Annotated in this window: 21 protein-coding genes and 1 riboswitch; of the genes, 2 read left to right on the top strand and 19 right to left on the bottom strand. The window is 61.4% G+C overall.

The genetic code is table 11. From position 1 onward, the window contains the following. Window positions 1-55 precede the first annotated feature (55 nt). The 3 genes from OKC28_RS01985 to folE form a co-directional block, all read right to left on the bottom strand. Window positions 56-2143: a methyl-accepting chemotaxis protein gene (locus tag OKC28_RS01985; RefSeq protein WP_270687019.1), complete on the bottom strand. Its 2088-nt coding sequence runs from the start codon at window positions 2141-2143 to the stop codon at window positions 56-58. Window positions 2144-2398: 255 nt separating this feature from the next. After that, a complete protein-coding gene (locus OKC28_RS01980; RefSeq protein WP_270687017.1) occupies window positions 2399-4054 on the bottom strand; it encodes a methyl-accepting chemotaxis protein in 1656 nt (551 codons plus the stop codon). A gap of 402 nt (window positions 4055-4456) precedes the next feature. Beyond that, complete coding sequence (gene folE, locus OKC28_RS01975) at window positions 4457-5113, bottom strand: GTP cyclohydrolase I FolE (protein ID WP_059113584.1); 657 nt, start codon at window positions 5111-5113, stop codon at window positions 4457-4459. A gap of 320 nt (window positions 5114-5433) precedes the next feature. On the opposite strand from folE, the gene moeA reads away from it, so the two are divergent. Then, window positions 5434-6660 carry a molybdopterin molybdotransferase MoeA gene (gene moeA / locus OKC28_RS01970; protein ID WP_270687013.1) on the top strand — a complete coding sequence of 409 codons (1227 nt, stop codon included), beginning with the start codon at window positions 5434-5436 and terminating at the stop codon, window positions 6658-6660. Next, window positions 6657-7412, top strand: a complete 756-nt coding sequence (gene moeB / locus OKC28_RS01965) for a molybdopterin-synthase adenylyltransferase MoeB (RefSeq protein ID WP_270687011.1) — start codon at window positions 6657-6659, stop codon at window positions 7410-7412. The genes moeA and moeB overlap by 4 nt, the downstream gene beginning before the upstream one ends. A 67-nt stretch (window positions 7413-7479) precedes the next feature. On the opposite strand, the gene OKC28_RS01960 is transcribed toward moeB, so the two are convergent. From OKC28_RS01960 to moaA, 16 genes are all read right to left on the bottom strand, one after another. Further along, window positions 7480-8259 carry an alpha/beta fold hydrolase gene (locus tag OKC28_RS01960; protein WP_270687009.1) on the bottom strand — a complete coding sequence of 260 codons (780 nt, stop codon included), beginning with the start codon at window positions 8257-8259 and terminating at the stop codon, window positions 7480-7482. 130 nt (window positions 8260-8389) lie between these two features. After that, window positions 8390-9490 (bottom strand): molybdenum ABC transporter ATP-binding protein, encoded by a 1101-nt coding sequence (gene modC / locus OKC28_RS01955; RefSeq protein WP_270687007.1) that lies wholly within the window; start codon window positions 9488-9490, stop codon window positions 8390-8392. After that, window positions 9487-10167: a molybdate ABC transporter permease subunit gene (gene modB, locus OKC28_RS01950; RefSeq protein ID WP_017411633.1), complete on the bottom strand. Its 681-nt coding sequence runs from the start codon at window positions 10165-10167 to the stop codon at window positions 9487-9489. Before modB ends, modC begins: the two co-directional genes overlap by 4 nt. Before the next feature lie 217 nt (window positions 10168-10384). Continuing rightward, window positions 10385-11113 (bottom strand): molybdate ABC transporter substrate-binding protein, encoded by a 729-nt coding sequence (modA, locus tag OKC28_RS01945; protein WP_270687005.1) that lies wholly within the window; start codon window positions 11111-11113, stop codon window positions 10385-10387. 87 nt (window positions 11114-11200) lie between these two features. Then, the gene (gene moaE / locus OKC28_RS01940; RefSeq protein WP_270687003.1) at window positions 11201-11674 is read right to left on the bottom strand and encodes a molybdopterin synthase catalytic subunit MoaE; all 474 of its coding nucleotides are present in this window, start codon (window positions 11672-11674) and stop codon (window positions 11201-11203) included. A 2-nt stretch (window positions 11675-11676) separates the two neighbouring features. Beyond that, window positions 11677-11922, bottom strand: a complete 246-nt coding sequence (gene moaD / locus OKC28_RS01935) for a molybdopterin synthase sulfur carrier subunit (protein ID WP_042655941.1) — start codon at window positions 11920-11922, stop codon at window positions 11677-11679. Continuing rightward, window positions 11919-12413: a cyclic pyranopterin monophosphate synthase MoaC gene (moaC, locus tag OKC28_RS01930; protein ID WP_059113847.1), complete on the bottom strand. Its 495-nt coding sequence runs from the start codon at window positions 12411-12413 to the stop codon at window positions 11919-11921. The genes moaD and moaC overlap by 4 nt, the downstream gene beginning before the upstream one ends. A 49-nt stretch (window positions 12414-12462) precedes the next feature. Beyond that, window positions 12463-12969 (bottom strand): molybdenum cofactor biosynthesis protein B, encoded by a 507-nt coding sequence (moaB, locus tag OKC28_RS01925; RefSeq protein WP_270686997.1) that lies wholly within the window; start codon window positions 12967-12969, stop codon window positions 12463-12465. Window positions 12970-13230: 261 nt separating this feature from the next. After that, a complete protein-coding gene (locus OKC28_RS01920; protein WP_005309887.1) occupies window positions 13231-13821 on the bottom strand; it encodes a cytochrome c3 family protein in 591 nt (196 codons plus the stop codon). A gap of 94 nt (window positions 13822-13915) precedes the next feature. Continuing rightward, entirely contained in the window at window positions 13916-14371 is a 456-nt protein-coding gene (locus tag OKC28_RS01915) for a nitrate reductase cytochrome c-type subunit (RefSeq protein ID WP_005309884.1), read from the bottom strand. After that, window positions 14371-15246 carry a quinol dehydrogenase ferredoxin subunit NapH gene (gene napH / locus OKC28_RS01910; protein ID WP_270686994.1) on the bottom strand — a complete coding sequence of 292 codons (876 nt, stop codon included), beginning with the start codon at window positions 15244-15246 and terminating at the stop codon, window positions 14371-14373. Before napH ends, OKC28_RS01915 begins: the two co-directional genes overlap by 1 nt. Continuing rightward, on the bottom strand, window positions 15243-15977 hold the full coding sequence (napG, locus tag OKC28_RS01905) for a ferredoxin-type protein NapG (RefSeq protein ID WP_005309879.1): 735 nt from the start codon (window positions 15975-15977) through the stop codon (window positions 15243-15245). Before napG ends, napH begins: the two co-directional genes overlap by 4 nt. 15 nt (window positions 15978-15992) lie before the next feature. Further along, complete coding sequence (napA, locus tag OKC28_RS01900) at window positions 15993-18482, bottom strand: nitrate reductase catalytic subunit NapA (RefSeq protein ID WP_058394997.1); 2490 nt, start codon at window positions 18480-18482, stop codon at window positions 15993-15995. Between the two features lie 129 nt (window positions 18483-18611). Continuing rightward, window positions 18612-18875, bottom strand: a complete 264-nt coding sequence (locus tag OKC28_RS01895; protein ID WP_059168583.1) for a chaperone NapD — start codon at window positions 18873-18875, stop codon at window positions 18612-18614. A 28-nt stretch (window positions 18876-18903) separates the two neighbouring features. Continuing rightward, on the bottom strand, window positions 18904-19413 hold the full coding sequence (napF, locus tag OKC28_RS01890; RefSeq protein ID WP_058394998.1) for a ferredoxin-type protein NapF: 510 nt from the start codon (window positions 19411-19413) through the stop codon (window positions 18904-18906). A 265-nt stretch (window positions 19414-19678) separates the two neighbouring features. Beyond that, the gene (moaA, locus tag OKC28_RS01885; protein WP_021137874.1) at window positions 19679-20659 is read right to left on the bottom strand and encodes a GTP 3',8-cyclase MoaA; all 981 of its coding nucleotides are present in this window, start codon (window positions 20657-20659) and stop codon (window positions 19679-19681) included. Next, window positions 20647-20786, bottom strand: a riboswitch (molybdenum cofactor riboswitch). Its footprint overlaps the gene before it by 13 nt. Between the last annotated feature and the right edge of the window lie 35 nt (window positions 20787-20821).

The raw sequence follows: 20821 nt of genomic DNA, 5'->3' as shown, positions 1-20821 counted from the left end.
TCAACAACAAGGCCCCGCCGATTGGCGGGGCCTTGTTGTGCATATCAGAACGCCATCAGTAGTGGAAGCGTCCCAGCTTGCTCATGACCGTCTCGGTCAACCCGTGCATCTGCCGGCTCTGGGCATCCTGCTCCCGGGCCACCCGGGTGGAGGCGCTCGCCAGCTCGTGGATGTTGCTGACGTTCTGGTTAATCTCCTCGCTCACCTTGGATTGCTGCTCGGCGGCGCTCGCAATCTGGGTCGCCATGTCCTGGATACGGTCGGCGGCCTGCACTATGGTCGCCAGCTCGCTTACCGCCTGCTCGGCATCACGCAGCGCCAGGCTGCTCAACTGGCGTCCCTCTGTCATGGTGTCGACCGCGGCGCGCGTGGTATCCCGCAGCCTGTCTATCATCAGCTGGATCTCCTGGGTCGAGGCCCGGGTCTTGGATGCCAGGGTACGCACCTCGTCGGCCACCACGGCGAAACCGCGACCATGTTCACCGGCCCGTGCCGCCTCGATGGCTGCGTTTAGCGCCAGCAGGTTGGTCTGCTCAGAGATGGTCCGGATCACATCCAGGATGCTGCCAATCTGCACCCCCTGCTGCTGCAAGGCGGTGATCCTGTCCGACACCTCGCTAACCTGGGCACTCAACTGGCGGATGCCGTTGGCAGAGGCGCTCACCACCTGCTGACCCTTGTGCACCGCATGACGGGTCTCATCCACCGCCTGGGCCGTGATCTGGGCGCTGCTGGAGACGGAGTCTGCGGTTGATGACATTTCATGGATGGCCGTGGCCACCAGCTCGACCTGCTCCAGCTGGTGATGGCTGTTCGCCAGCCCCTGCTGGGCCGGCCTGGCCGAGTTCACCGCCGCCTGCTGCAACTCGTGCACGCTGGTGGCGGTGTCGGTCACTATGCCCTGCACGGTCGCGACGAACTGGTTGATCCCCTCCGCCAGCACCCCGGTCTCATCGCGCCGGTGCTGGGTCAGCCGCTGGGTCAGATCCCCTCCGGCGCTGGAGAGACGCGCCACCATGCGAGCCGTCTCCTGCACCGGCCGGGAGATGGACCCTGCCGCGAAAGCGAGTCCGACCAGACCTATACCCGCCACCAGGATGCCCACCATCAGCTGGGTCCAGACCCCCTTGCCAAAGGCCTCGGCACGGGCCTGCGCCATCCGCTCGTACTCGGCATAGAGGGCGCTGCCCGGCACCTCGATGGCGATCCCCCAGGCCTGTGTGACCTTGTTGAGGCTGATGGGTGCGAAGACCCTCAAGCCATCGGCATGCTCGTCGCTGCCCCTCTCGCCGCGTTGCAACTGGGCCAGCAAGGATGGATCCTGCAAGCGCTGCCCTACCCCGTCGCCATCGCGGGAGTCGGCGGCGATGATGCCCATGGGGCTGATGATGCGCACCCTGCCCTGCCCGTCGAATACCCGTCGGCTGATGTCAGCGGCCAGCCGTTGCAGGTAGTTGAGGGAGTAGTCGATGCCCACCATGCCGAGGTATTGATCCCCGTTCAGCACAGGCACCACGAAGGAGGTGAGCAGGGTGGGCTGACCGTTGACCTGGTAGACGGAGGGGTCGACGGCGCAGCTTGCCTTGCTCTCCTGCGGGCAGAGATACCACTCGGAGGCCCGGATCCCGGTCGCGCTCGGCGTCTTGCTGTAGAAATCCCCCAGGGGTTTGAGGTCAAAACCGGCCGGGCCGCGGCTCCAGTAGGGGGCGAAGTTGCCCGATGCCTGGCTATGCCGGCCATCACCGGTATGGAGCGCATCCTGACCGTCGAAACGATCCGCCTCCCAGCCACTGTAGATGCTGAGGAAATCCGGGTTGCGATCCCCGATGTCCTTGAGCAGGGCCGTGACCTCGTCCCGATCGAGAGGCTCGGACTGATGGACATTGCCCGCCAGCAGTGCCGCCAGGGTTTCGGCCGCATCCAGCGCCAGTTCGAAGGAGCGTGCCACCTCGCTCGCCTGACCATCCGCCAGGGTCAGCAGCCACTGCCTGGCCTGCTGGTGGGCCGCATCGTGGCTCTCCTGCTGGATCTTCTCCTGCATGCTGGCCAGGGAAACATAGCTGTAACCCACCACGCTGAGGACGGTGGTCAGCAGGATGCAACCCGCAAAGAACATGACTTGATACTTGATGGAACGGAACATGGCGGATGGTGGGTCTCTTGAGCCAAAACAGGGGGCATTATACGGGATACGGGCTCGCAAACAGGTCGTAAACGGCCCCGCATGAAATTAATCGCCGATTTGTGAGCGAATTCGAACATCCGGCCTGTCATCCCCCCATCCGGTAGGTGACGGGGCAGGCGGGCCGGTTGAAACGGGCACAGGGGGGGCGATGACAAACAACAAGGCCCCGCCGATTGGCGGGGCCTTCTGCGCTGTGCCGGGTGGCAACAAGACTCAGAGGGTGAAGCGCTGGGTCATATGATGCAGCGAGGTGGCCAGCTTGCTCAGTTCGACGCAGGCCTGGGCAGTCTGCTGCGCCCCCTGGGCGTTCTCGTCGGCGGCATTGTGGATGTTGACTATGCTGCGGTTGAGCTCCTCGGTCACCGCATTCTGCTCCTCGGTGGCGGTGGCGATCAGGGTGTTCATGTCGGTGATCTGGGTGACGGCACCATTGATGGTATCTATGCTGCTGCCCGCATCCCGCGCCAACCCGACGCTCGCCTGCATCTGCTGACGGCTCAGCTGCATGGCGCTGCCCGCCTCGGCGGCGCGGCTCTGCAGCAGCTCTATCATCTTGCTGATCTCGGCAGTGGAGTCCTGGGTACGCTGCGCCAGGGAGCGCACTTCGTCCGCCACCACCGCAAAACCGCGACCCTGCTCACCGGCGCGAGCGGCCTCGATGGCGGCGTTGAGCGCCAGCAGGTTGGTCTGGCCGGCGATGTCGCGAATAACGTCCAGCACCATGCTGATGTTGGCGCTGTCGGTCTCCAGCTGCTGCACCACGGCGCCCGCCTGTTCAATCTTGACCGACACATCCTCGATGCTGCTGATGGCGCTGCGCACCACCTGGTTGCCCTGGGCCGAGGTATGGGAAGCATCCTTGGCCGCACTCATGGCATCCGTGGTATTGCGGGCCACTTCATTGACGGTGGACTGCATCTCGTTCATGGCGGTAGCCACCTGGGAAACCTCGCTCTGCTGGCGCGCCATGCCGGTAGCAGACTGCTCGGAGATGGCACTCACTTCCTCCACAGCACTGCTGAGCTGGCTCACGGAGCCGGCGATTTCGCTCACCAGATTGGCCAGCGCGTTTTGCATCCGGTTGAGGGCCGAGCCCAGTTGACCCAGCTCGTCGCGGTTGAAGCGGTTGTCCTGGATCCACTCCTGCAACTCTCCCTTGCCCAGATCGCCGTTGGCAATGCGCTGAGCCTGACGGGCCAGCATGATGAGCGGATCCCGGATTTGACGGGTCAGCACCACAGAGAGGCCGACCACCAGCACCAGACCGACCAGCAGCGACACTGTGACGCTCAACTTGGCGGAGTCATAAGCGGCCACCACCACCTTGCGCGACGCCTTGGCATAGCCATGGTTGATGCGAATGAGGTCACTGACCGACTTGGTCAGGTTGAGGTAGAGCGGGATCCCCTCGCTCATGAAGACCTGCTGGGCAGCCGCCAGCTGATTGCTATCCTGCAACTGCTTCACCCTCTGGTGCAGCGCCGCGTAGCGGGCCCAGTCAGCCTTGACGGTATCGAAAGTGCGGCGCTCTTCCACATCTTCCGCCCAGATAGTGGCGTCATGCTCGACCAGTTGCTGGGCGACCTGTTCAAACCTGCGGCTGGTTTCGCTGCGATACTCCGCTTTTTTCTGCGGATCCGAAGCCACCAGGAAGAATCCCAGCTCATAGCGACGCAGATCACTGATGCTCTCGCCGATGGCACTGGTGCGGTTGACGGCGGGCAAAATGCTGTCGGTGAAACCGATGGCGGCCCGGTTCATGTTGCTGAACTCGAGCAGCGAGAAGCCGCCGATAAAGGCCACCATCAGGCCGAGCACGGCAAAGCCGGCGGTGAGCTTCTTGCCTATGGTCATGGTACTGGTATTCATGGCATGTCCTGGATATGAGTGAACAGATAGCGCCCGTTTGATCCGCGCCTGTCGGCACGGACCTGTGACTGCCATCCATGGCGGCTCATCCAGCCCTGATGAATATGTATCCTTACATGAGCGAGGCGAGAACCTTTCAAGGGTGCGGGGTGCCTGCCTGACAAGCCCGTTCAGGCCCGCTGGGAGGCATGGCGGCGGCCAACATAACCACAGATGCCCGCCCCTTGTGGCTCAACATGGGCCCAAAAGAGAGCCAAAGTGAACCATACCGAGGTATATCGACCGCACTGGTCAATCCCTTAAGGAAATTTGTGGATGAAACAGGAGAGATGGCCGACAGGCCCCATGAGCTGAAGAGGGAGAAAGGAGGCATGCCACCATGGCGCCATGCCTCCTGACAGATCAGCCCTTCAAGCCGCCCAGAAACTCGGCGCGGGTATCGGGTTGGGTCTTGAACACACCACCGAGGGAGGTGGTGGTGGTGTAGGAGGTGGAATCCATCACGCCCCGTGCCTTCACGCAGAAGTGGGTCGCCTTGATGCTGATGGCCACATCCTTGGTGCCGAGCAGGGTCTGCAACGCCAGCAGGATCTGCTGGGTGAGGCGCTCCTGCACCTGGGGACGGCGGGCGAAGAACTGCACTATGCGGTTGATCTTCGACAGCCCGATCACCTTGCCACGGGGGATATAGGCCACATGGGCCAGCCCGTCTATGGTGACGAAGTGGTGTTCGCAGGTGCTGGTGAGGCTGATGTCCCGCACCATGATCATCTCGTCCACCTTCATCTTGTTCTCGATCACAGTCACCTTGGGAAAGGTGGTGTAATCGAGGCCTGAGAAGATCTCGTTCACGTACATCTTGGCGATGCGGTGCGGCGTCTCCGCCAGACTGTCATCGGTCAGATCCAGCCCCAGCGTCTCCATGATGGCGCGCATGTGGCCTTCGATCTTCTCCTTCTTCTGCTGACCATTCAACGCATTGGCCACCAGAGGTGTCTCGAGGCCCTCGGCCTCGAGGGCTGCCCTGACCAACAGGGCTTCCTGGCTTAAGCTCGTCATCTTGTTCCTCTCCCACGCTCAGGGACTGTAATGGCCACCTTGTCTGTGGCGGCACTTTGTTGTGGCGCAATAGTAAACGGCGATTATTGCCATAATTCAAGCTAACTCAAGTCCGTCTCCTGACTTTATGCCAATCCGTCGGGTTTTACCCCTTGATGACCCACCCCATACGGGGAGGATTGCGACAAACAATCTCTATTCCGCCGCCATTCCACCACCACCCTGTGTCAGGCAACCTGGTGCCAGCCCTTGATAAGCCTGCCCATCCACACTGATTTTTGGGATAATCTGCCCTCAACCACACCAAAGAGGTAATGACGATGGGATTTGATACCAGCGGACTACTCCCCCTGAGCGATGCCCTGCAAGGGATGCTGGACCAACTCGCCTGCTGCTGCGACACAGAGCAAGTTCCCCTGCCCCACGCCCTTGGCCGCGTGATCGCTGGCGATATCGCCTCCCCTCTGTCAGTGCCTCCCTTCGACAACGCGGCCATGGACGGTTACGCAGTACGGCTGGCGGATCTGGCTACCGGCACTCCGCTCACCATGGCAGGCAAGGCGTTTGCCGGTCAGCCCTATCAGGGGGAGTGGCCCGCCGGTCACTGTGTGCGGATCATGACCGGTGCTCCGATACCCGTGGGCACAGACGCTGTGGTGATGCAGGAAGAAACGCAGGCCGACGGCAACCAGATCACCTTTCTGGTGCCGCCCACCCCGGGCCAGAATATCCGCCGCTGCGGGGAAGACATTCGCGAGGGGGCCAGCGTACTGAGTGCAGGTTGCCGCCTCACCCCGCGAGAACTGCCACTGCTGGCCTCCTTGGGCATCGCCACCGTGCCGGTGCGCCGCCCGCTAAAAGTCGCCATCTTCAGCACGGGGGACGAGCTCAAGCCGGTCGGTACCCCGCTCGCCCACGGCGACATCTATGACTCCAACCGCTACGGGGTCAAGGCTATGCTGGCGCGCCTTGGCTGTGAGTGCCTCGACCTTGGCATCATACCGGACGACCCTGCCGCCCTTCGCGCCGCCTTCCTGCGGGCCGACAGCGAGGCCGATGCCCTCATCACCACGGGTGGCGTGTCGGTCGGTGAAGCAGATTTCACCAAGCAGTTGCTGGAGGAGCTCGGCGAGATCGGCTTCTGGAAACTGGCCATCAAGCCGGGCAAACCATTCGCCTTCGGCCGCCTGCCCCGCGCCTGGTTCTTTGGCCTGCCGGGCAATCCTGTCTCTGCCATGGTCACTTTCGATCAGCTGGTGCAACCGGCACTGGCCAAGCTGGCCGGCCAGCAATTCGAGCGTCCGCTGCAACTGCGGGCCATCGCTGCCGAGCCCCTCAAGAAAGCCCCGGGTCGGCTCGATTTTCAGCGCGGCATTCTGAGCCAGGGGCCAGACGGCCTCGAAGTGCGCAGCACAGGCTCCCAGGATTCCGCCGTGTTCAGTTCATTGTCCCACGCCAACTGCTACATAGTGCTGGAGCGTGAGCGGGGCAAGGTGGCTGCAGGGGAAACCGTCACCGTCGAGCCGTTCGGGAGCTTGCTGTTGTGAGCGACATTCTCTCTGACGCAGAACTCTTGCGCTACAACCGCCAGATAGTGCTCAAATCCTTCGACTTCGAGGGGCAGGAGGCGCTCAAACAGGCCAGCGTGCTGGTCATTGGCGCGGGGGGCCTGGGCTGCGCCGCCAGCCAGTATCTGGCGGTGGCTGGGGTCGGCCAGCTCACCCTGGTGGATTTTGACAAGGTGGAACTCTCCAACCTGCAACGCCAGGTGCTGCACACGGATGCGCGCATTGGCCAGCTCAAGGTGGCGTCAGCGGCAGAGGCGCTGCGCGCCCTCACTCCCTGGCTCAAAGTAGAGACTCACGCCGCGGTTGCCGACGAAGCACTGCTCGATGCTCTGTTGCCCCGGCACCAGCTGGTATTGGATTGCACCGACAACCTGGCCATCCGCAATCTGCTCAACCAATACGCGTGCAAACACGGGGTACCGTTGGTCAGTGGTGCCGCCATCCGGCTCGAAGGGCAGTTGTGCAGCTTTACCTGGCAGGAGAGTGAACCCTGTTACGCCTGCCTCAGCGCCCTGTTTGGCGAGCAAGCGCTGACCTGCGTCGAAGCGGGGGTGCTCGCCCCCGTGGTCGGACTGGTCGGCAGCCTGCAAGCGCTGGAGGCCATCAAGCTGCTGGCGGGGATGGGCCGCAGTTACAGCGGCCGCCTCCTGATGATCGACGGCCTCACTGGCACCTTCCGCGAGATGAAGCTGCCAAAACGCCCCGACTGCCCGGTCTGCTCTCACCCTTGAACCCGGTTGATACCCACAAAAAAGCCGAACCTGCAGGTTCGGCTTTTTGCTTTCTGGCAGGATCTGTTCAATGGGTCGAGAGGATCCGCTGCAGCAGGTGATTGAACCCAGAGGGATCTTCTGCCGGCCAGGCATGGTGGCCATTGGGGGTATGAATACTGGCGTTAGGCAGGGCGGCGAACTGCTCCACCCGTTTGGCGAGCGGCAGGTAGTCGTGACTGGTGGAGATGATGGCCACCGGCTGCCAGATGGTGCCAAGCCGTGCGCGTACCGACCAGCCGGGCAGCGCATCGAGCAGCGCCCGATAGGTCTTCTTTTTGTTGCTGCGCACGAAGCGCAGCCGAAAAGTGTGGCGCACCTGGGCGAGATCGGGCCCTGGGAAGAGCTCGCGCCCCAGCCACCAGGCAAGAGGGCGCATGCCAAACCAGCGCAGCCACTTGAGGCGCTGGGCGTAGCGTTCCTGCTCCTTGGGGGTCTCCAGCAAAAACTCGCTAAAGCCGTTGACCAGCACCAGACCTCGCACCTTGTGCGGCAGTTGCAAGGCCAGCTCCAGCGCCACCATGGCCCCCAGCGACAATCCCACCACCCAGGCGGGCTCAGGCTGTTCATCAAGCCAGTTCACCACGTCGGCCGCCAGGGTCGCCACGTCGAACGGTCCCTCCTGCATGCTCTGGCCGTGGCCGCGCAAGTCCAGCGCCACCACCCGGTAGTGTTCGGAAAAACGCTCTATCTGCGCCTGCCAGTCGAGGCTGGAAGAGCCAAGCCCGTGCAACAGCAACAGCAAGGGGCCCTCCCCCGCACTGCGCAGGGCAAGACCATTGGATTTCATTACCTGATTGCGACGCATCAGTTCATCGCCTCTCGACTCATTGCCTGAACCATGCCCTGTTTATCCCGATAGTCACCAGCCAGCTTGCGGGCATATCCTCTGCGCTAGCCGGGTATGCCGCACCACAATGTATCAGATCACCACCCATTCAACCTTCACTGACCAGACTGACCGCCTTGATATAGGCGTATATCTGCTGCTCCGGCGCCAGCGCCAGACGGGTGGCGGAGCGACTGGTGATCCGGGCCAGCAGTATCTGCTCACCCAGCGCCAACTGCAACAGGGTCTGGCCGGGGCGCACCTCGCGCACCGCCATCAAACGGGTGGTGAGACAGTTGGAGAGACTGGAGTGCTCGATAGGCGCCGTGGCGATCACCACATCCCGCCCCGCCACCTTGATCTGCAAGGGGCCACTCTCGTCCGGCATCCGGTTCATGGTGACCCGCAATGTCTGCTCGCCGAGCTGCAGGGTCGCCATCTGCTCGTCGTCATCGTAGTGGGCCAGGGTGGCATCCAACATCACACCGGCATCGTCGCGACTGGCGAGCGACAGATCCGTGCGGGCAAAGATCTCGCTCGGCCTGCCTTGCGCTTCCACCCTGCCACCTTCCAGCAGCACCAGCTGATCGCAGAGCAGGCTCACCTCCTCCATGGCGTGGCTGACGAAGATCATGGGGACGCCGCTTTCGCGCTGCAACCCCTTGAGCACGTGGGCCTGATGGATGCGGCTGCGGCTGTCCAGCGCCGAGAAGGGCTCATCGAGCAGCAGCAGATCGGGCTCGGCCAGCAGCGCCCGCCCCAATGCTACACGTTGGCGTTGACCACCAGAAAGCGCATGAGCAGGCTGCGCCATCAGATCGGCAAAGCCGAGCCGCGCCGCCAGCGCCTCGGGCTGCCAGCGTCCTCGCCCCTTGCGGGCCGCCAGTTGCAAATTGCCGAGCACCGTCAGATGGGGGAAGAGGCGCGAATCCTGAAACACCAGCCCGATACGGCGTGCTTCGGGCAGCAGTTCAGCGCACTCCCGATCGCCCCACCACAAGCGATCCCCGCTTTGACGATCGAGCCCGGCGAGGATGCGCAGCAGGGTGCTCTTGCCGCAGCCGGAGGGGCCAAACAGACCGAGAATGCCCCCCAGCTCCAGGGTCAGTGCACAATCGAGGGTAAAGGGACCAAACTCGCGCCGGGCCTCAAGTTGCAAGGGATGGCGGTACAAGGCGTTGCCCTGCGACATATTGGCTGGCTGGTTCATCCGAACAGTCTCCGTTGCCTGCGCTGCAACACCCCGTAGACCAGCACCAGCATCACCAGCGAGAAGCCCATCAAGCCCCCCGCCAGAATATGGGCGTTCTGGTAATCCATCGCCTCCACGTGATCAAACAGGGCGATGGAGAGCACTTGCGTCTCCCCAGGGATATTGCCGCCAATCATCAGCACCACGCCAAACTCCCCCAGGGTGTGGGCAAAGCCGAGGGCCGCCGCCATCACGAAGCTGGGCAGGGTCATCGGCAAAATAATGTGGAAGAAGCGCTCAACCGGCCCCAGCCCCAGGGTGGCGGCGGCTTCCAGCTCCTTGTTACCCATGTTGACGAAGGCGGAGGTGAGCGGCTGTACCACGAACGGCAGCGAATAGAGGATGGAGGCGAACAGCAGGCCAAGAAAACTGAAGGCAAGCGGGGCGCCGAAGGTGTCACGCCACCAGGCACCAAAGCCATATTCAGGGGAGAAGGCGAGCAACAGATAAAAACCCAGCACTGTGGGGGGCAGCACCAGCGGCAAGGCCACCAAGGCCTCCACCAGCGGCCGCAATCTGTGCTGGCTGCGGGACAACCACCAGGCCAGCGGCGGCGACAGCAGCAATAATATGCCGGTGGTACAGGCTGCCAGCTTGAGGGTGAGCCAGATCGCCAGCAGATCCCCTTCACTCATCGGACTCACTCCCAACGCCAGGCTCAGCACCAGACATTGCAAATGAGCCGCACTCCCAGTAGACCTGATCCTGAGTCAGGCAGGTCATCGCCAACAGATATCTACTCATCGTCAGGCTCCCGGTTGAATGCAGCCAACGGCATGGTGTCCATCCTCATTGCAAAGAGTGGCCGACCCTAAGGCCGACCACTCAGGGTATCGCGTCAGCCCCATGTCCTTATCGGGGCAGGGCATAGCCCGCGGCCTTGATCTGCGCCTGACCCGGCCCCTTGAGCCAGGCGACCAGCGCCTCCACCGCGGCCCCTTCCTTCAATACCAGCCCCTGCTGCTCGATGGCGGGATAGAAGTTGGCAGGCACAGCCCAGGCTTCGCCGGTCTTGCCCGCTTCCACCAGATTGGCCCAGGCCACGAAGCCCAGCTCGGCATTGCCGGTATCGACAAACTGCCAGGTCTGGCCGATGTTGGCGCCGGTCAGCAGCCGGTACTGCTTGGGATCGATCTTGAGATGGGTGAGGGTCGCCATGGCGGCAGCGCCATAGGGAGCTGTGCGGGCATTGGCGATGGCAAGGTTGCCTTTCCAGCTGCGCAGGGTCGCCTCGTCAGGAGCAGGCCCCCCCTTCTTCCACAGTCCCAGCTGACCGATGGCGTAGGTGAAGCGATCGCTCCCCTTGCCCTCTGCCTCCAGTTTTTGAGGGGTGGCCACATCAGCGGAGAGGAAGAGATCGAACGGCGCGCCGTGACTGATCTGGGTGTAGAGCACCCCGGTGGCGGCAGACGAGATGGCCAGGGTATGGCCGGTCTTGGCCGTGAACGCCTTGCCGATGCGCTCCATGGTGCCCTTGAAGTTGGCAGCCACAGCTACCTTCACTTCATCGGCCTGCACGGCACCGATATGCAAGGTGGCGGCGCAGACCCCTGCGATGACAACAGATAACAGCGGTTTCATTCCCTTTCTCCTGATGAGGCCCGAACATCCGCGCCCCGAAGCGGGGCCGTGGTTCCCGTTGAACCTGCGCCCCTCATGATGAACAGGTCAGGCTTGCCAGCGGGCGGCGGCGGCGTTGTCGCTATCCTTGGCCTCGACCCAGCGTTGCACACCCTCGGCGGTCAGCTCTTTTTTCCAGAACGGCGCCCGGGTTTTCAAGAAATCCATGATGAAGTGACAAGCATCAAAAGCGGCGTCGCGGTGGGCGCTGCTCACCGCCACCAGCACGATTTGATCGCCAAGCCACAGCTCGCCGATACGGTGGATCAGGGTACACTCCTGCAACGGCCAGCGGCGACGGGCCTCTTGCACGATATCGGCCAGCGCCTTCTCGGTCATGCCGGGGTAGTGCTCGAGGGCCAGCCCCTTCACCTCCTCCCCCTGATTGAAGTCGCGCACCTTGCCAACGAAAGTGACAATGGCGCCACTGTCAGCGCGGGTGGCGAGGCGGGCATATTCGTCCGCCAGCGAGAAATCGGCCCGCTGCACCAGAATGCGATCTGTGATGGTTGCGTCGCTCATCGTCAGCCTCCGGTCACCGGCGGGAAAAAGGCCACTTCATCGCCATCATTGAGGGGCGTGTCGAGGGGCACCAGGGTCTGGTTGACCGCCACCAGCAGTTTGCCAGCCTCCAGCGCCAGCGCCCACTTGTCGCCGCGCTCACAAAGCGCCGCGCGCAGTTGTTCGGCGGTGGCGTAGTCGCAGGGCAGGCTCAGCTCGTCACACGCTACCAGCTCTCTTACTTGCGCAAAAAACAGTACCTTGATCATGCGTTATCTCCTGCATTCGATCCCAACTGAAAGTGGCCGGACTTGCCGCCCTTTTTCTCCACCAGTCGAACCTGTTCGATCACCATGTCCTTTTGCACCGCCTTGCACATGTCATAGATGGTCAGCGCTGCAACCGATGCGGCCGTCAGTGCCTCCATCTCCACCCCTGTCTTGCCGGAGAGTTTGCAGAGGGTGCGGATATGAACCCTGTTTTGCTCAGGCAACGGCACTATCTCCACCTCGACCCTGGTCAATGCCAGCGGATGGCAGAGCGGGATAAGATCCGAGGTCTTCTTGGCCGCCATGATGCCGGCGATGCGGGCGGTAGCGAACACGTCACCCTTGTGGTGCTGACCGCTCAGGATCAGGGCCAGGGTGTCAGATGCCATGGCGACGAAGGCCTCGGCGCGGGCCTCACGTTCGGTGACCTGCTTGTCGGTCACGTCCACCATGTGGGCTTCGCCGCTTTGGTTGAGATGGGTCAGGTTCATCACGCTCCCCTTTAAGGCTGACATAGTGTTGGGATCAATGACTCGCGACTCAGAGATGGGCCACGAAGTTGCAGGGCTGGGTACGGGCATCGAGCTGATCCCGGATAAGCTGCTCCCAGCCGAGCTGGCAAGCACCGGGAGAACCGGGCAGGCAGCAGACCAGAGTACGGTTGGCGAGCCCGGCCAGGGCACGGCTCTGCATGGCCGCCCCTTCGATTTCGGCAAACGAGAGCTGGCGGAACAACTCGCCAAAGCCCTTGACGGTGCGATCGAACAGTACGCCGACCGCCTCCGGCACCCAGTTCTGATCGGTAAAACCCGTGCCGCCATTGATCAGCACCACCTGTATGGTTTCATCGGCAATCCACTGGCTGACCCGGGAACGAACCTGATAAAGGTTGTCGGCGAGCAGGGCACGATCGGCCAGCTGGTGACCTGCTTCTGTCACGGCAGACACCAGATAATCACCCGAACTGTCATTGGCACTGGTACGACTGTCGGAGACCGTCAACACGGCGATCTTGAGAGGAATGAATGCGCTGTTTTTCTGTCCCATGGGCAGCTCCTGATAGCAAAAGACCGTGAGAAAAGAGAAGAAGAGAGTGGTCAGGATCCCGGCTTGCGGTACCTGCTCTCGGGATGGCCAGTGCCTGCTCGGGCATAACCTTGACCACCCGCTCACTCCCTGCGACTCACGGCGGCCCGATTCTACCAAAACTCGCGCAAGAGGGGGGATTTAAAGGAGGCACAAATACCGTTTCAAGCTGGCTGGCGGGAATATGAACAGACCGGACAACCCCGGTCTGTTCAAGATGGCTTAAAAGCCCTTGACCCCCGTCATGTCAGGCAATTGGTGAGCTATGCCCTTGTGACAGTCGATGCAGGTGTTCTCGCCACTGGCCAGACTGGTGGAGTGCATCTGGGCACCCCGCTTGCCTTGCAAAGAGAAGTCCATGTACTCGAAGTTATGGCAATTGCGGCACTCCCTCGAGTCTGTATCCTTCATGCGTTGCCACTCCCGCTCGGCCATTTCGCGCCGGTGCGACTCGAACTTCTCGCGGGTATCCACCTTGCCAGTCAACATGCCCCACAGCTCTTTCGAGGCCTGTACCTTGCGAATGATCTTGTAGGTCCACTCGTGAGGCACGTGGCAATCCGGGCAACTGGCCCGCACACCGGAACGGTTGGCATAGTGAATGGTGTCGCGGTACTCCACGAACACGTTGTCTTTCATCTCGTGGCAACCGACACAGAACTTCTCGGTATTGGAAGCCTCCATGGCGGTGTTGAAGCCGCCCCAGAAGATGACGCCACCGAAAAAGCCCATCAGCAGCAGCACCCAGAGTGCCGCCTTTGACGGTGACTTGAACGTGGTCCACAGACGCTGGATAAAGCCGGGTAATTTCATCTATGGGTTCCTCAGTTCAGTGCTTCGTTCACTGGAGTGTTAAAGGTGTTCCAGACTCGCTGAACAACGCCGAATAATGTCATCTGCGAACTCCTCAGTTCAGTGCTTCAACCGGTTTAAAGGTATTTTCCACCAGCGGCTTGGCATCCGCTTGCGGTACGTGGCACTGCAGGCAGAAGTAGCGACGCGGCGACACTTCACCCAGGGTCATGCCGTCACGGGTCTCAAAGTGAGTGGGACTGATCTTGGGGGCCTTCATCTTGCTGGCATTCTTGAAGCTGTGACAGGCCAGACACTTGTTGACCTTGGTGTCCACTTCATAGTTGCGAACATCGTGGGGGATCAGCGGCGGCTGATGCATGTACTGGCGATCGTAGAGATCCCCGTCCTTGCGAAAGTTCTTCAAAGGGGCGGCTTCAGCCTCCGTGGTGAGATCCGTGCTCCCCCGCTCGGATTTGATCCCCCCTGTGCTATTGGTGATCTCGGGGATGGCGGCCATCAAGGAACCCGCCATCAGGCAGGCCAGCATTGCTCCAATCAGCTTTTTCATTATGTGTTCTCCGACATTTTCTCTGCCTTGACGGCAAAACCTACAGTGATTTCAAAAACTTGCTCCGCGCAGACATCAATGCAACGGCCGCAGTTGGTACACTCTTGAGCCGCAATCAGGGGCCCGTGACCACGCTTGGCACCGTGAACGGGGCCGCGCAGAATGGGGCGCTCCGGGCAGACCGCATAACAATCCATGCAGTTGCTGCACCGCTCGCGTCCCTTGGCAGAAATTTTGATAAACCCGACCCGGTTTATCAGGGCGTAGAAGGCCCCCACAGGACAGAGATGACCACACCAGCCCCGCTCCACCACGAACAAGTCGAACAGGAAGATCATCGCCAACAGTGCCCAGCCAGCCCCCATCCCAAACAGCAGACCGCGCATGGCCAGGGACACCGGATTGACCAGCTCCCACACCAGCACGCCCGCAATGGCCGGGGCCACCAGCACCATGGCCAGCAACCAGTAGCGCGTATTGCGACTGAACTGGCCATTGCCCTTGAGGCCAAGTCTGGCCCTGGCCCAGGCGGCGGCATCCGTGACGAGGTTGACCGGACAGACCCAGGAGCAGAACACCCGCCCCCCGACCAGCCAGTACCCCAAGAGCACAATGACAGCCCCGATCCAGAGGGTGGTGATGGGCCAATGACCCGCCGCCACCGACTGCAGCAGGGTCAAGGGATCGCTCAGCGGCACCGTTTCCAGCAACAGCGAGCTGGAGAGGTTGCCCTTGAGGATCCAGACACCCGCCAGCGGCCCCAGCAGGAAGAACCCCAGCACGCTGAACTGGGTCAGACGACGCAGCAACAGGAAGCGGTGTGACCGCCACCAGCCCAGTCGCACCCTTGCCTCTGCTCCCGGATAACGACTCATAACCCCTCCGGTTTACGGGTCGGCAGTGTGAGCCGCTCACCGATGAGTGACTTGCCCGCTTTGCGCTTCTCTTCCCAGCCGAGCCGGTAGTGATGGCCAAGCTCCCCTTTGGCGAGCTGGCGCGGCACCACCTTGATGGCGGACTCCTCCAGCACGCAGGCATGCTCGCACTTGCCACAACCGGTGCAGATGTCGCTGTGCACCGTCGGCAAAAACATGGCGTGTTTGCCGGTGCGCGGGTTGCGCACCAGTTCGAGCGAGATGGCCTTGTCAATCAAGGGACAGACCCGGTAGCAAACATCGCAGCGCAGACCCAGATAGTTGAGGCAGGTCTCATGATCGATGAGCACAGCCACCCCCATTCGTGCCTGATCGATGTCGGTCATCCCCTGATCCAGGGCTCCGCTTGGGCAGGCCACCACGCAGGGGATGTCGTCACACATCTCGCATGGCACGGCGCGCGCCTGGAAATAAGGGGTGCCCGTGGTGACAGGTTCAAACAGCCGGGCAAGCTTGAGGGTGTCGTAGGGACAGGCGTCGACGCAGAGCCCGCAGCGCACGCAGGCACTGAGGAACTCGGCCTCGTCGAGGGCTGCCGGCGGACGCAGTGCCTGGGCGGGCACCGCCGCTGCCTGCTGACGCGCCATTCCGCCCAGACCGACACCAAGCAGGCCCACACCGCAGGCCCCCTTGGCCATGTCGGCCAGAAACTGGCGGCGACTACGACTCATCTCGCGCTCCCCGCCTTACGCCTTGACGACCTTGACGGCGCACTTCTTGTAATCCGTCTCTTTGGAGAGCGGATCCGTCGCATCCAGGGTCAACTTGTTGACCAGCTGGCTTGCGTCAAAGAAGGGCATGAACACCAGGCCTTTGGGCGGACGGTTGCGACCACGGGTCTCGACCCGTGTCTTCACCTCGCCACGGCGAGAGGAGACGATCACCTCTTCGCCACGGCGTACGCCACGGGCCTTGGCATCTTCCGGGTGCATGAAGAGCACCGCATCCGGGAAGGCACGATAGAGCTCGGGCACCCGACGGGTCATGGTGCCTGTGTGCCAGTGCTCCAGCACACGACCGGTGGAGAGCCACATGTCGTACTCTTTGTCCGGCGCCTCGGCGGCCGGCTCGTAAGGCAGTGCGAAGATAACGGCGCGGCCATCGGGCTTGCCGTAGAAACGCACCCCCTCGCCCGCCTTCACATAAGGGTCGAACCCTTCGCGATAGCGCCACAGCGTCTCCTTGCCATCCACTACCGGCCAGCGCAGACCGCGCGCCTCATGGTACTGATCGAACGGCGCCAGATCGTGACCATGGCCACGGCCGAAAGTGGCGTACTCCTCGAACAGACCCTTCTGGACGTAAAAACCGAAGGACTCGGACTCGTCATTGAACTCGCCCTTGCTCTGCTCTTTGGGGAACTGATCGACCTGACCGTTGGCGTAGAGCACATCGAACAGTGTCTTGCCCTTGAGCTCGGGTTGTTTGGCGATAAGCTCCGCCGGCCATACTTCCTCTACCTTGAAGCGCTTGGCGAATTCCATCAGCTGCCACAGATCGGACTTGGCCCCTTCCGGCGGCTTGACCTGCTGGTGCCAGAACTGGGTGCGACGCTCGGCATTGCCGTAGGCCCCCTCTTTCTCCACCCACATGGCGGTGGGCAGAATAAGATCAGCCGCTTGCGCCGTGACGGTCGGGTAAGGGTCGGACACCACTATGAAGTTGGCCGGGTTGCGATAACCGGGCAGCGCTTCTTCGTTCATGTTGGGGCCGGCCTGCATGTTGTTGTTGCACATCACCCAGTAGGCATTGAGCTTGCCATCTTTGAGCATGCGGTTTTGCAGCACGGCGTGATACCCCACCTGCTCAGGGATAGTGCCTTCCGGCAGTTTCCAGATCTTCTCGGCGATGGCGCGGTGCTTGGGATCAGTCACGACCATGTCGGCGGGCAGGCGGTGGGCAAAGGTGCCGACTTCCCGCGCGGTACCGCAGGCAGAGGGCTGGCCGGTGAGGGAGAAGGGACCACTGCCCGGAGTGGAGATCTTGCCGGTCAGCAGGTGGATGTTGTAGCAGAGGTTGTTGGCCCAGACCCCACGGGTGTGCTGGTTGAAGCCCATGGTCCAGTAGGAGACCACCTTCTTGCTCGGGTCGGCATAGAGCTGAGCCAGTTTTTCCAGCTTCTCTTTCGACACGCCACTGAGCTTGGAGACAGACTCCAGGTCGTAGTCCGCCACAAACTTGGCGAAGTCATCGAAACTCATCGGCGTGGAGTCGCCATTGCCAGGGTTTTTTGCCCTGGCTTCGGTCGGGTGCGTCGGACGCAGGCCATAGCCGATGTCGGTGGTGCCCTTGCGGAACTGGGTGTGCTTGTTGACGAACTCCCAGTTCACCTTGTCGTTCTGGATGATGTAGTTGGCGACATAGTTGAGGATCGCCAGATCGGTCTGGGGCGTGAACACCATGCCGTTGTCTGCCAGTTCGAAGCTGCGGTGCTCGAAGGTGGAGAGCACATGCACCTGCACATCCGGGTTGGAGAGGCGACGATCGGACATCCGTGACCAGAGGATGGGGTGCATCTCGGCCATGTTGGATCCCCACAACACGAAGGCATCAGCTTGCTCGATGTCGTCATAGCAACCCATGGGCTCATCCATGCCGAAGGTACGCATGAAGCCAACCACGGCGGAAGCCATGCAGTGACGAGCGTTGGGATCCAGGTTGTTGGTACGAAAACCCGCCTTCATCAACTTGGCGGCGGCGTAGCCTTCCCACACTGTCCACTGACCGGAGCCGAACATGCCGACGGCGGTGGGGCCCTTCTCTTTCAGGGTCGCCTTGAACTTCTCGGCCATGATGTCGAATGCCTGATCCCAGCTGACGGGGGCAAAGTCACCATTCTTGTCGAACTTGCCATTGGTCATGCGCAGCATGGGCTGGGTCAGACGATCCTCGCCATACATGATTTTGGAGAGGAAGTAACCCTTGATACAGTTGAGGCCACGGTTGACCGGCGCATCCGGGTCACCCTGGGTCGCCACGACACGTCCATCCTGGGAACCCACCAGCACGGAACAGCCGGTACCGCAGAAGCGGCACGGGGCTTTATCCCACTTGATGGCGGTCTTGTCGGTACTGGTGATCAGGTTCGCCGCCAGGGTGGGGGCACTGACACCGGCCACGGCTGCGGCAGCTGCCACCGCGTTGGCCTTCATAAAGTCGCGTCGACTCAGCTTCATGACATCTCCTCGCATTGCGTAATCACATCAATGACAGCCATTGTGACGAGCCGCGCTGGCTCAGCTTTATGGCGCTTTATTGCTTTTATCGGGCATCGTGAACCTCGCGGCTCCGGCCTCACGGCGTTTCTATTCCTTGCATTCGACATCGAGCTCATCGAACTGGTGGTAAATCAAGGCAGCGGACAGCACGCCCGGCATTGCCTGTATCGCATCAATGGCTGACATGATGGGACGCTGGCTGGGACCTTCCAGCGTCACTACCAGCTTGCCCTCGTCGCTGACAGCGTGGACCTCGGCCCCTTCAAGGGTCGCAATCTGCTGCGCGAGCTGGTGACGAAAGGGGGGTTGGGTCAGCACCACCAGGCTCGATACATGGAACTCTTGGTTCATTTTGGCTCCTGCTTCACACATACATGATTCATGTTGGAGCCTCGGATCTGGGCGCACCGACCCGGATGCTGCCCACCGGGCAATCCATCACGCAGGCGCCACAACCGGTACACGAGGCAGTATCTATGCTGGGAGTCGGCACGCGGCCCAGCATGGGAGAAAAGCGGATCGCACGGGTTTCGCAGCTGTCCTGGCAGCGCTGGCAAAAGACCTGCGCACTGGCCAGACAGTTGGCTTCAATATGGGCTATGTATTGCCAGGGCGCCTCCGTCACGGAACGAAATACCGGCGCCTTGCAGGCTGTGACGCAGTCACCGCAGAAGGTGCACTCACCGCGCAGGAAGTCCACCGCAGGGAAACCACCGTCACCCTTGATGAGGATCTGCTCCGGACAGGCCGTCAGACAGTCACCACAACGGGTGCAGTCGGCCACAAAATCGGGCCAGGCGACGGACCAGGGCAACTGCACCTGAGGCTCGCTCGATGTCAGGCGTCCCCGAAACAAACCACGACGTGACAGGTTGACCCTATCCGGCATATCAACTCCTTCCTGGTGGTAACGTCTGGTGCCATATAGCGCACAAGCGAGTCTCATGACAGGCATTTTCAATACCTATTATAAGAGTGGGTGTATATTGCGGCCCTGACAAGTTCAGGGATATACCACCAGGGAGATAAACAGGGGGTATTATTGCGCTGGATCAAACCCTTGGCGCAGGAACAAAGAATGGGGGCAGGTCAAAATACCCCCATTTGAGGATTGCTTATTAATCGATGGCTATTTTTGCAGAGGGGTTGGCGGCTTAACCGCCGATGGAAGCCAGATGAGGGGTCATACCGGCATTCCCCTCATGCAACCTGTGAGTGGCCGCCTTGCCGATGAGGGCCTGACGAATGCGCTGTTGCAACGCATCCTGCTGGCTGTCGGCTGACAGCAAGTCACGCAGTTCCACCCCGTTATCACCGAACAGACACAGGTGCAGCTTGCCCACCGAGGAGACCCTCAACCGGTTGCAACCGGCGCAGAAATCCTTGCTGTAGGGCATGATGAGCCCCACTCCCCCCAACGAAGCCGGATGCATGAATACCTGCGCCGGACCATCATCAGTACCGCGCAACTGCTGTACCCAGCCGCCATCCAGCAGCCGCTGCTTGATGAGCTCGCCGCTGGCGTGGTGGTCACGAAACAGGGTGTCCATCTCGCCGGTCTGCATCAGTTCGATGAAACGCAGTTCGATGGGCTTGTGCCTGATCCAGGCCAGAAACGCATCCAGCTGATGGTCATTGAGCCCCTTGAGCAGCACCGCATTGATCTTCACCGATTTGAAGCCGGCGGCCAGCGCCGCCTCAATACCATCCATCACTTCCGCCAGCTTGTTCTCACCGGTGATCTGGTGAAACTGGCGGGGATCCAGGCTGTCGACGCTGACATTGAGGGCGGTGAGGCCCGCATCGAACCACTCCCGGGCCCGCTCTTTCAAGCGATAGCCATTGGTGGTCATGGCCACCTTTTCGATACCCGGGGTATTGGCCACTGTCTCTATGATGGAGGTGAAATCACGACGCAATGACGGCTCCCCCCCGGTCAGACGTACCTTGCGGGTGCCCATGGCGGCAAAGCCGGAGACAATGCGGCGGATCTCATCGAGAGACAGGAACGACTTTCTACCCTCGGGACGATAACCGTCGGGCAAACAGTAGGTACAACGAAAATTGCACACGTCGGTAACCGACAGGCGCAAATAGTAAAAACGACGGGAAAAACCATCTTGCAGTGGCAACATAAACACCTTTCCAAATACGGGAGGCCAGGGCATTTCTTTCCTGACCCTTACAGCTCGAACATCGGCTGACGGCGGCTTTCCCCTATCCCAAGGACTTAGGCAAAACAGCTCGGAGTTCATCTAGTTTTTCGATGCTAGCACAAGTTGGAGTACACTCCCACG

The sequence above is a fragment of the Aeromonas sp. D3 genome, from assembly GCF_027705025.1.
Classification (GTDB): domain Bacteria; phylum Pseudomonadota; class Gammaproteobacteria; order Enterobacterales; family Aeromonadaceae; genus Aeromonas; species Aeromonas salmonicida.
The sequence above is the reverse complement of the archived record's forward strand: the minus strand, read 5'-3'. Positions and strand labels throughout refer to the sequence as shown.

Coding starts and splice junctions, on each gene's coding strand:
- napG (WP_005309879.1), bottom strand. CDS start 15,977: ATGAGTCGTAGTCGCCGCCAGTTTCTGGCCGACATGGCCAAGGGGGCC.
- napH (WP_270686994.1), bottom strand. CDS start 15,246: ATGAGTCGTTATCCGGGAGCAGAGGCAAGGGTGCGACTGGGCTGGTGG.
- folE (WP_059113584.1), bottom strand. CDS start 5,113: ATGACGAGCTTAAGCCAGGAAGCCCTGTTGGTCAGGGCAGCCCTCGAG.
- modC (WP_270687007.1), bottom strand. CDS start 9,490: ATGAACCAGCCAGCCAATATGTCGCAGGGCAACGCCTTGTACCGCCAT.
- moaC (WP_059113847.1), bottom strand. CDS start 12,413: ATGAACCTGACCCATCTCAACCAAAGCGGCGAAGCCCACATGGTGGAC.
- napA (WP_058394997.1), bottom strand. CDS start 18,482: ATGAAGCTGAGTCGACGCGACTTTATGAAGGCCAACGCGGTGGCAGCT.
- moaE (WP_270687003.1), bottom strand. CDS start 11,674: ATGAGCGACGCAACCATCACAGATCGCATTCTGGTGCAGCGGGCCGAT.
- OKC28_RS01915 (WP_005309884.1), bottom strand. CDS start 14,371: ATGAAAAAGCTGATTGGAGCAATGCTGGCCTGCCTGATGGCGGGTTCC.
- moaA (WP_021137874.1), bottom strand. CDS start 20,659: ATGTTGCCACTGCAAGATGGTTTTTCCCGTCGTTTTTACTATTTGCGC.
- OKC28_RS01960 (WP_270687009.1), bottom strand. CDS start 8,259: ATGCGTCGCAATCAGGTAATGAAATCCAATGGTCTTGCCCTGCGCAGT.
- OKC28_RS01985 (WP_270687019.1), bottom strand. CDS start 2,143: ATGTTCCGTTCCATCAAGTATCAAGTCATGTTCTTTGCGGGTTGCATC.
- OKC28_RS01920 (WP_005309887.1), bottom strand. CDS start 13,821: ATGAAATTACCCGGCTTTATCCAGCGTCTGTGGACCACGTTCAAGTCA.
- moeA (WP_270687013.1), top strand. CDS start 5,434: ATGGGATTTGATACCAGCGGACTACTCCCCCTGAGCGATGCCCTGCAA.
- moaB (WP_270686997.1), bottom strand. CDS start 12,969: ATGGGACAGAAAAACAGCGCATTCATTCCTCTCAAGATCGCCGTGTTG.
- OKC28_RS01980 (WP_270687017.1), bottom strand. CDS start 4,054: ATGAATACCAGTACCATGACCATAGGCAAGAAGCTCACCGCCGGCTTT.
- modB (WP_017411633.1), bottom strand. CDS start 10,167: ATGAGTGAAGGGGATCTGCTGGCGATCTGGCTCACCCTCAAGCTGGCA.
- OKC28_RS01895 (WP_059168583.1), bottom strand. CDS start 18,875: ATGAACCAAGAGTTCCATGTATCGAGCCTGGTGGTGCTGACCCAACCC.
- napF (WP_058394998.1), bottom strand. CDS start 19,413: ATGCCGGATAGGGTCAACCTGTCACGTCGTGGTTTGTTTCGGGGACGC.
- modA (WP_270687005.1), bottom strand. CDS start 11,113: ATGAAACCGCTGTTATCTGTTGTCATCGCAGGGGTCTGCGCCGCCACC.
- moaD (WP_042655941.1), bottom strand. CDS start 11,922: ATGATCAAGGTACTGTTTTTTGCGCAAGTAAGAGAGCTGGTAGCGTGT.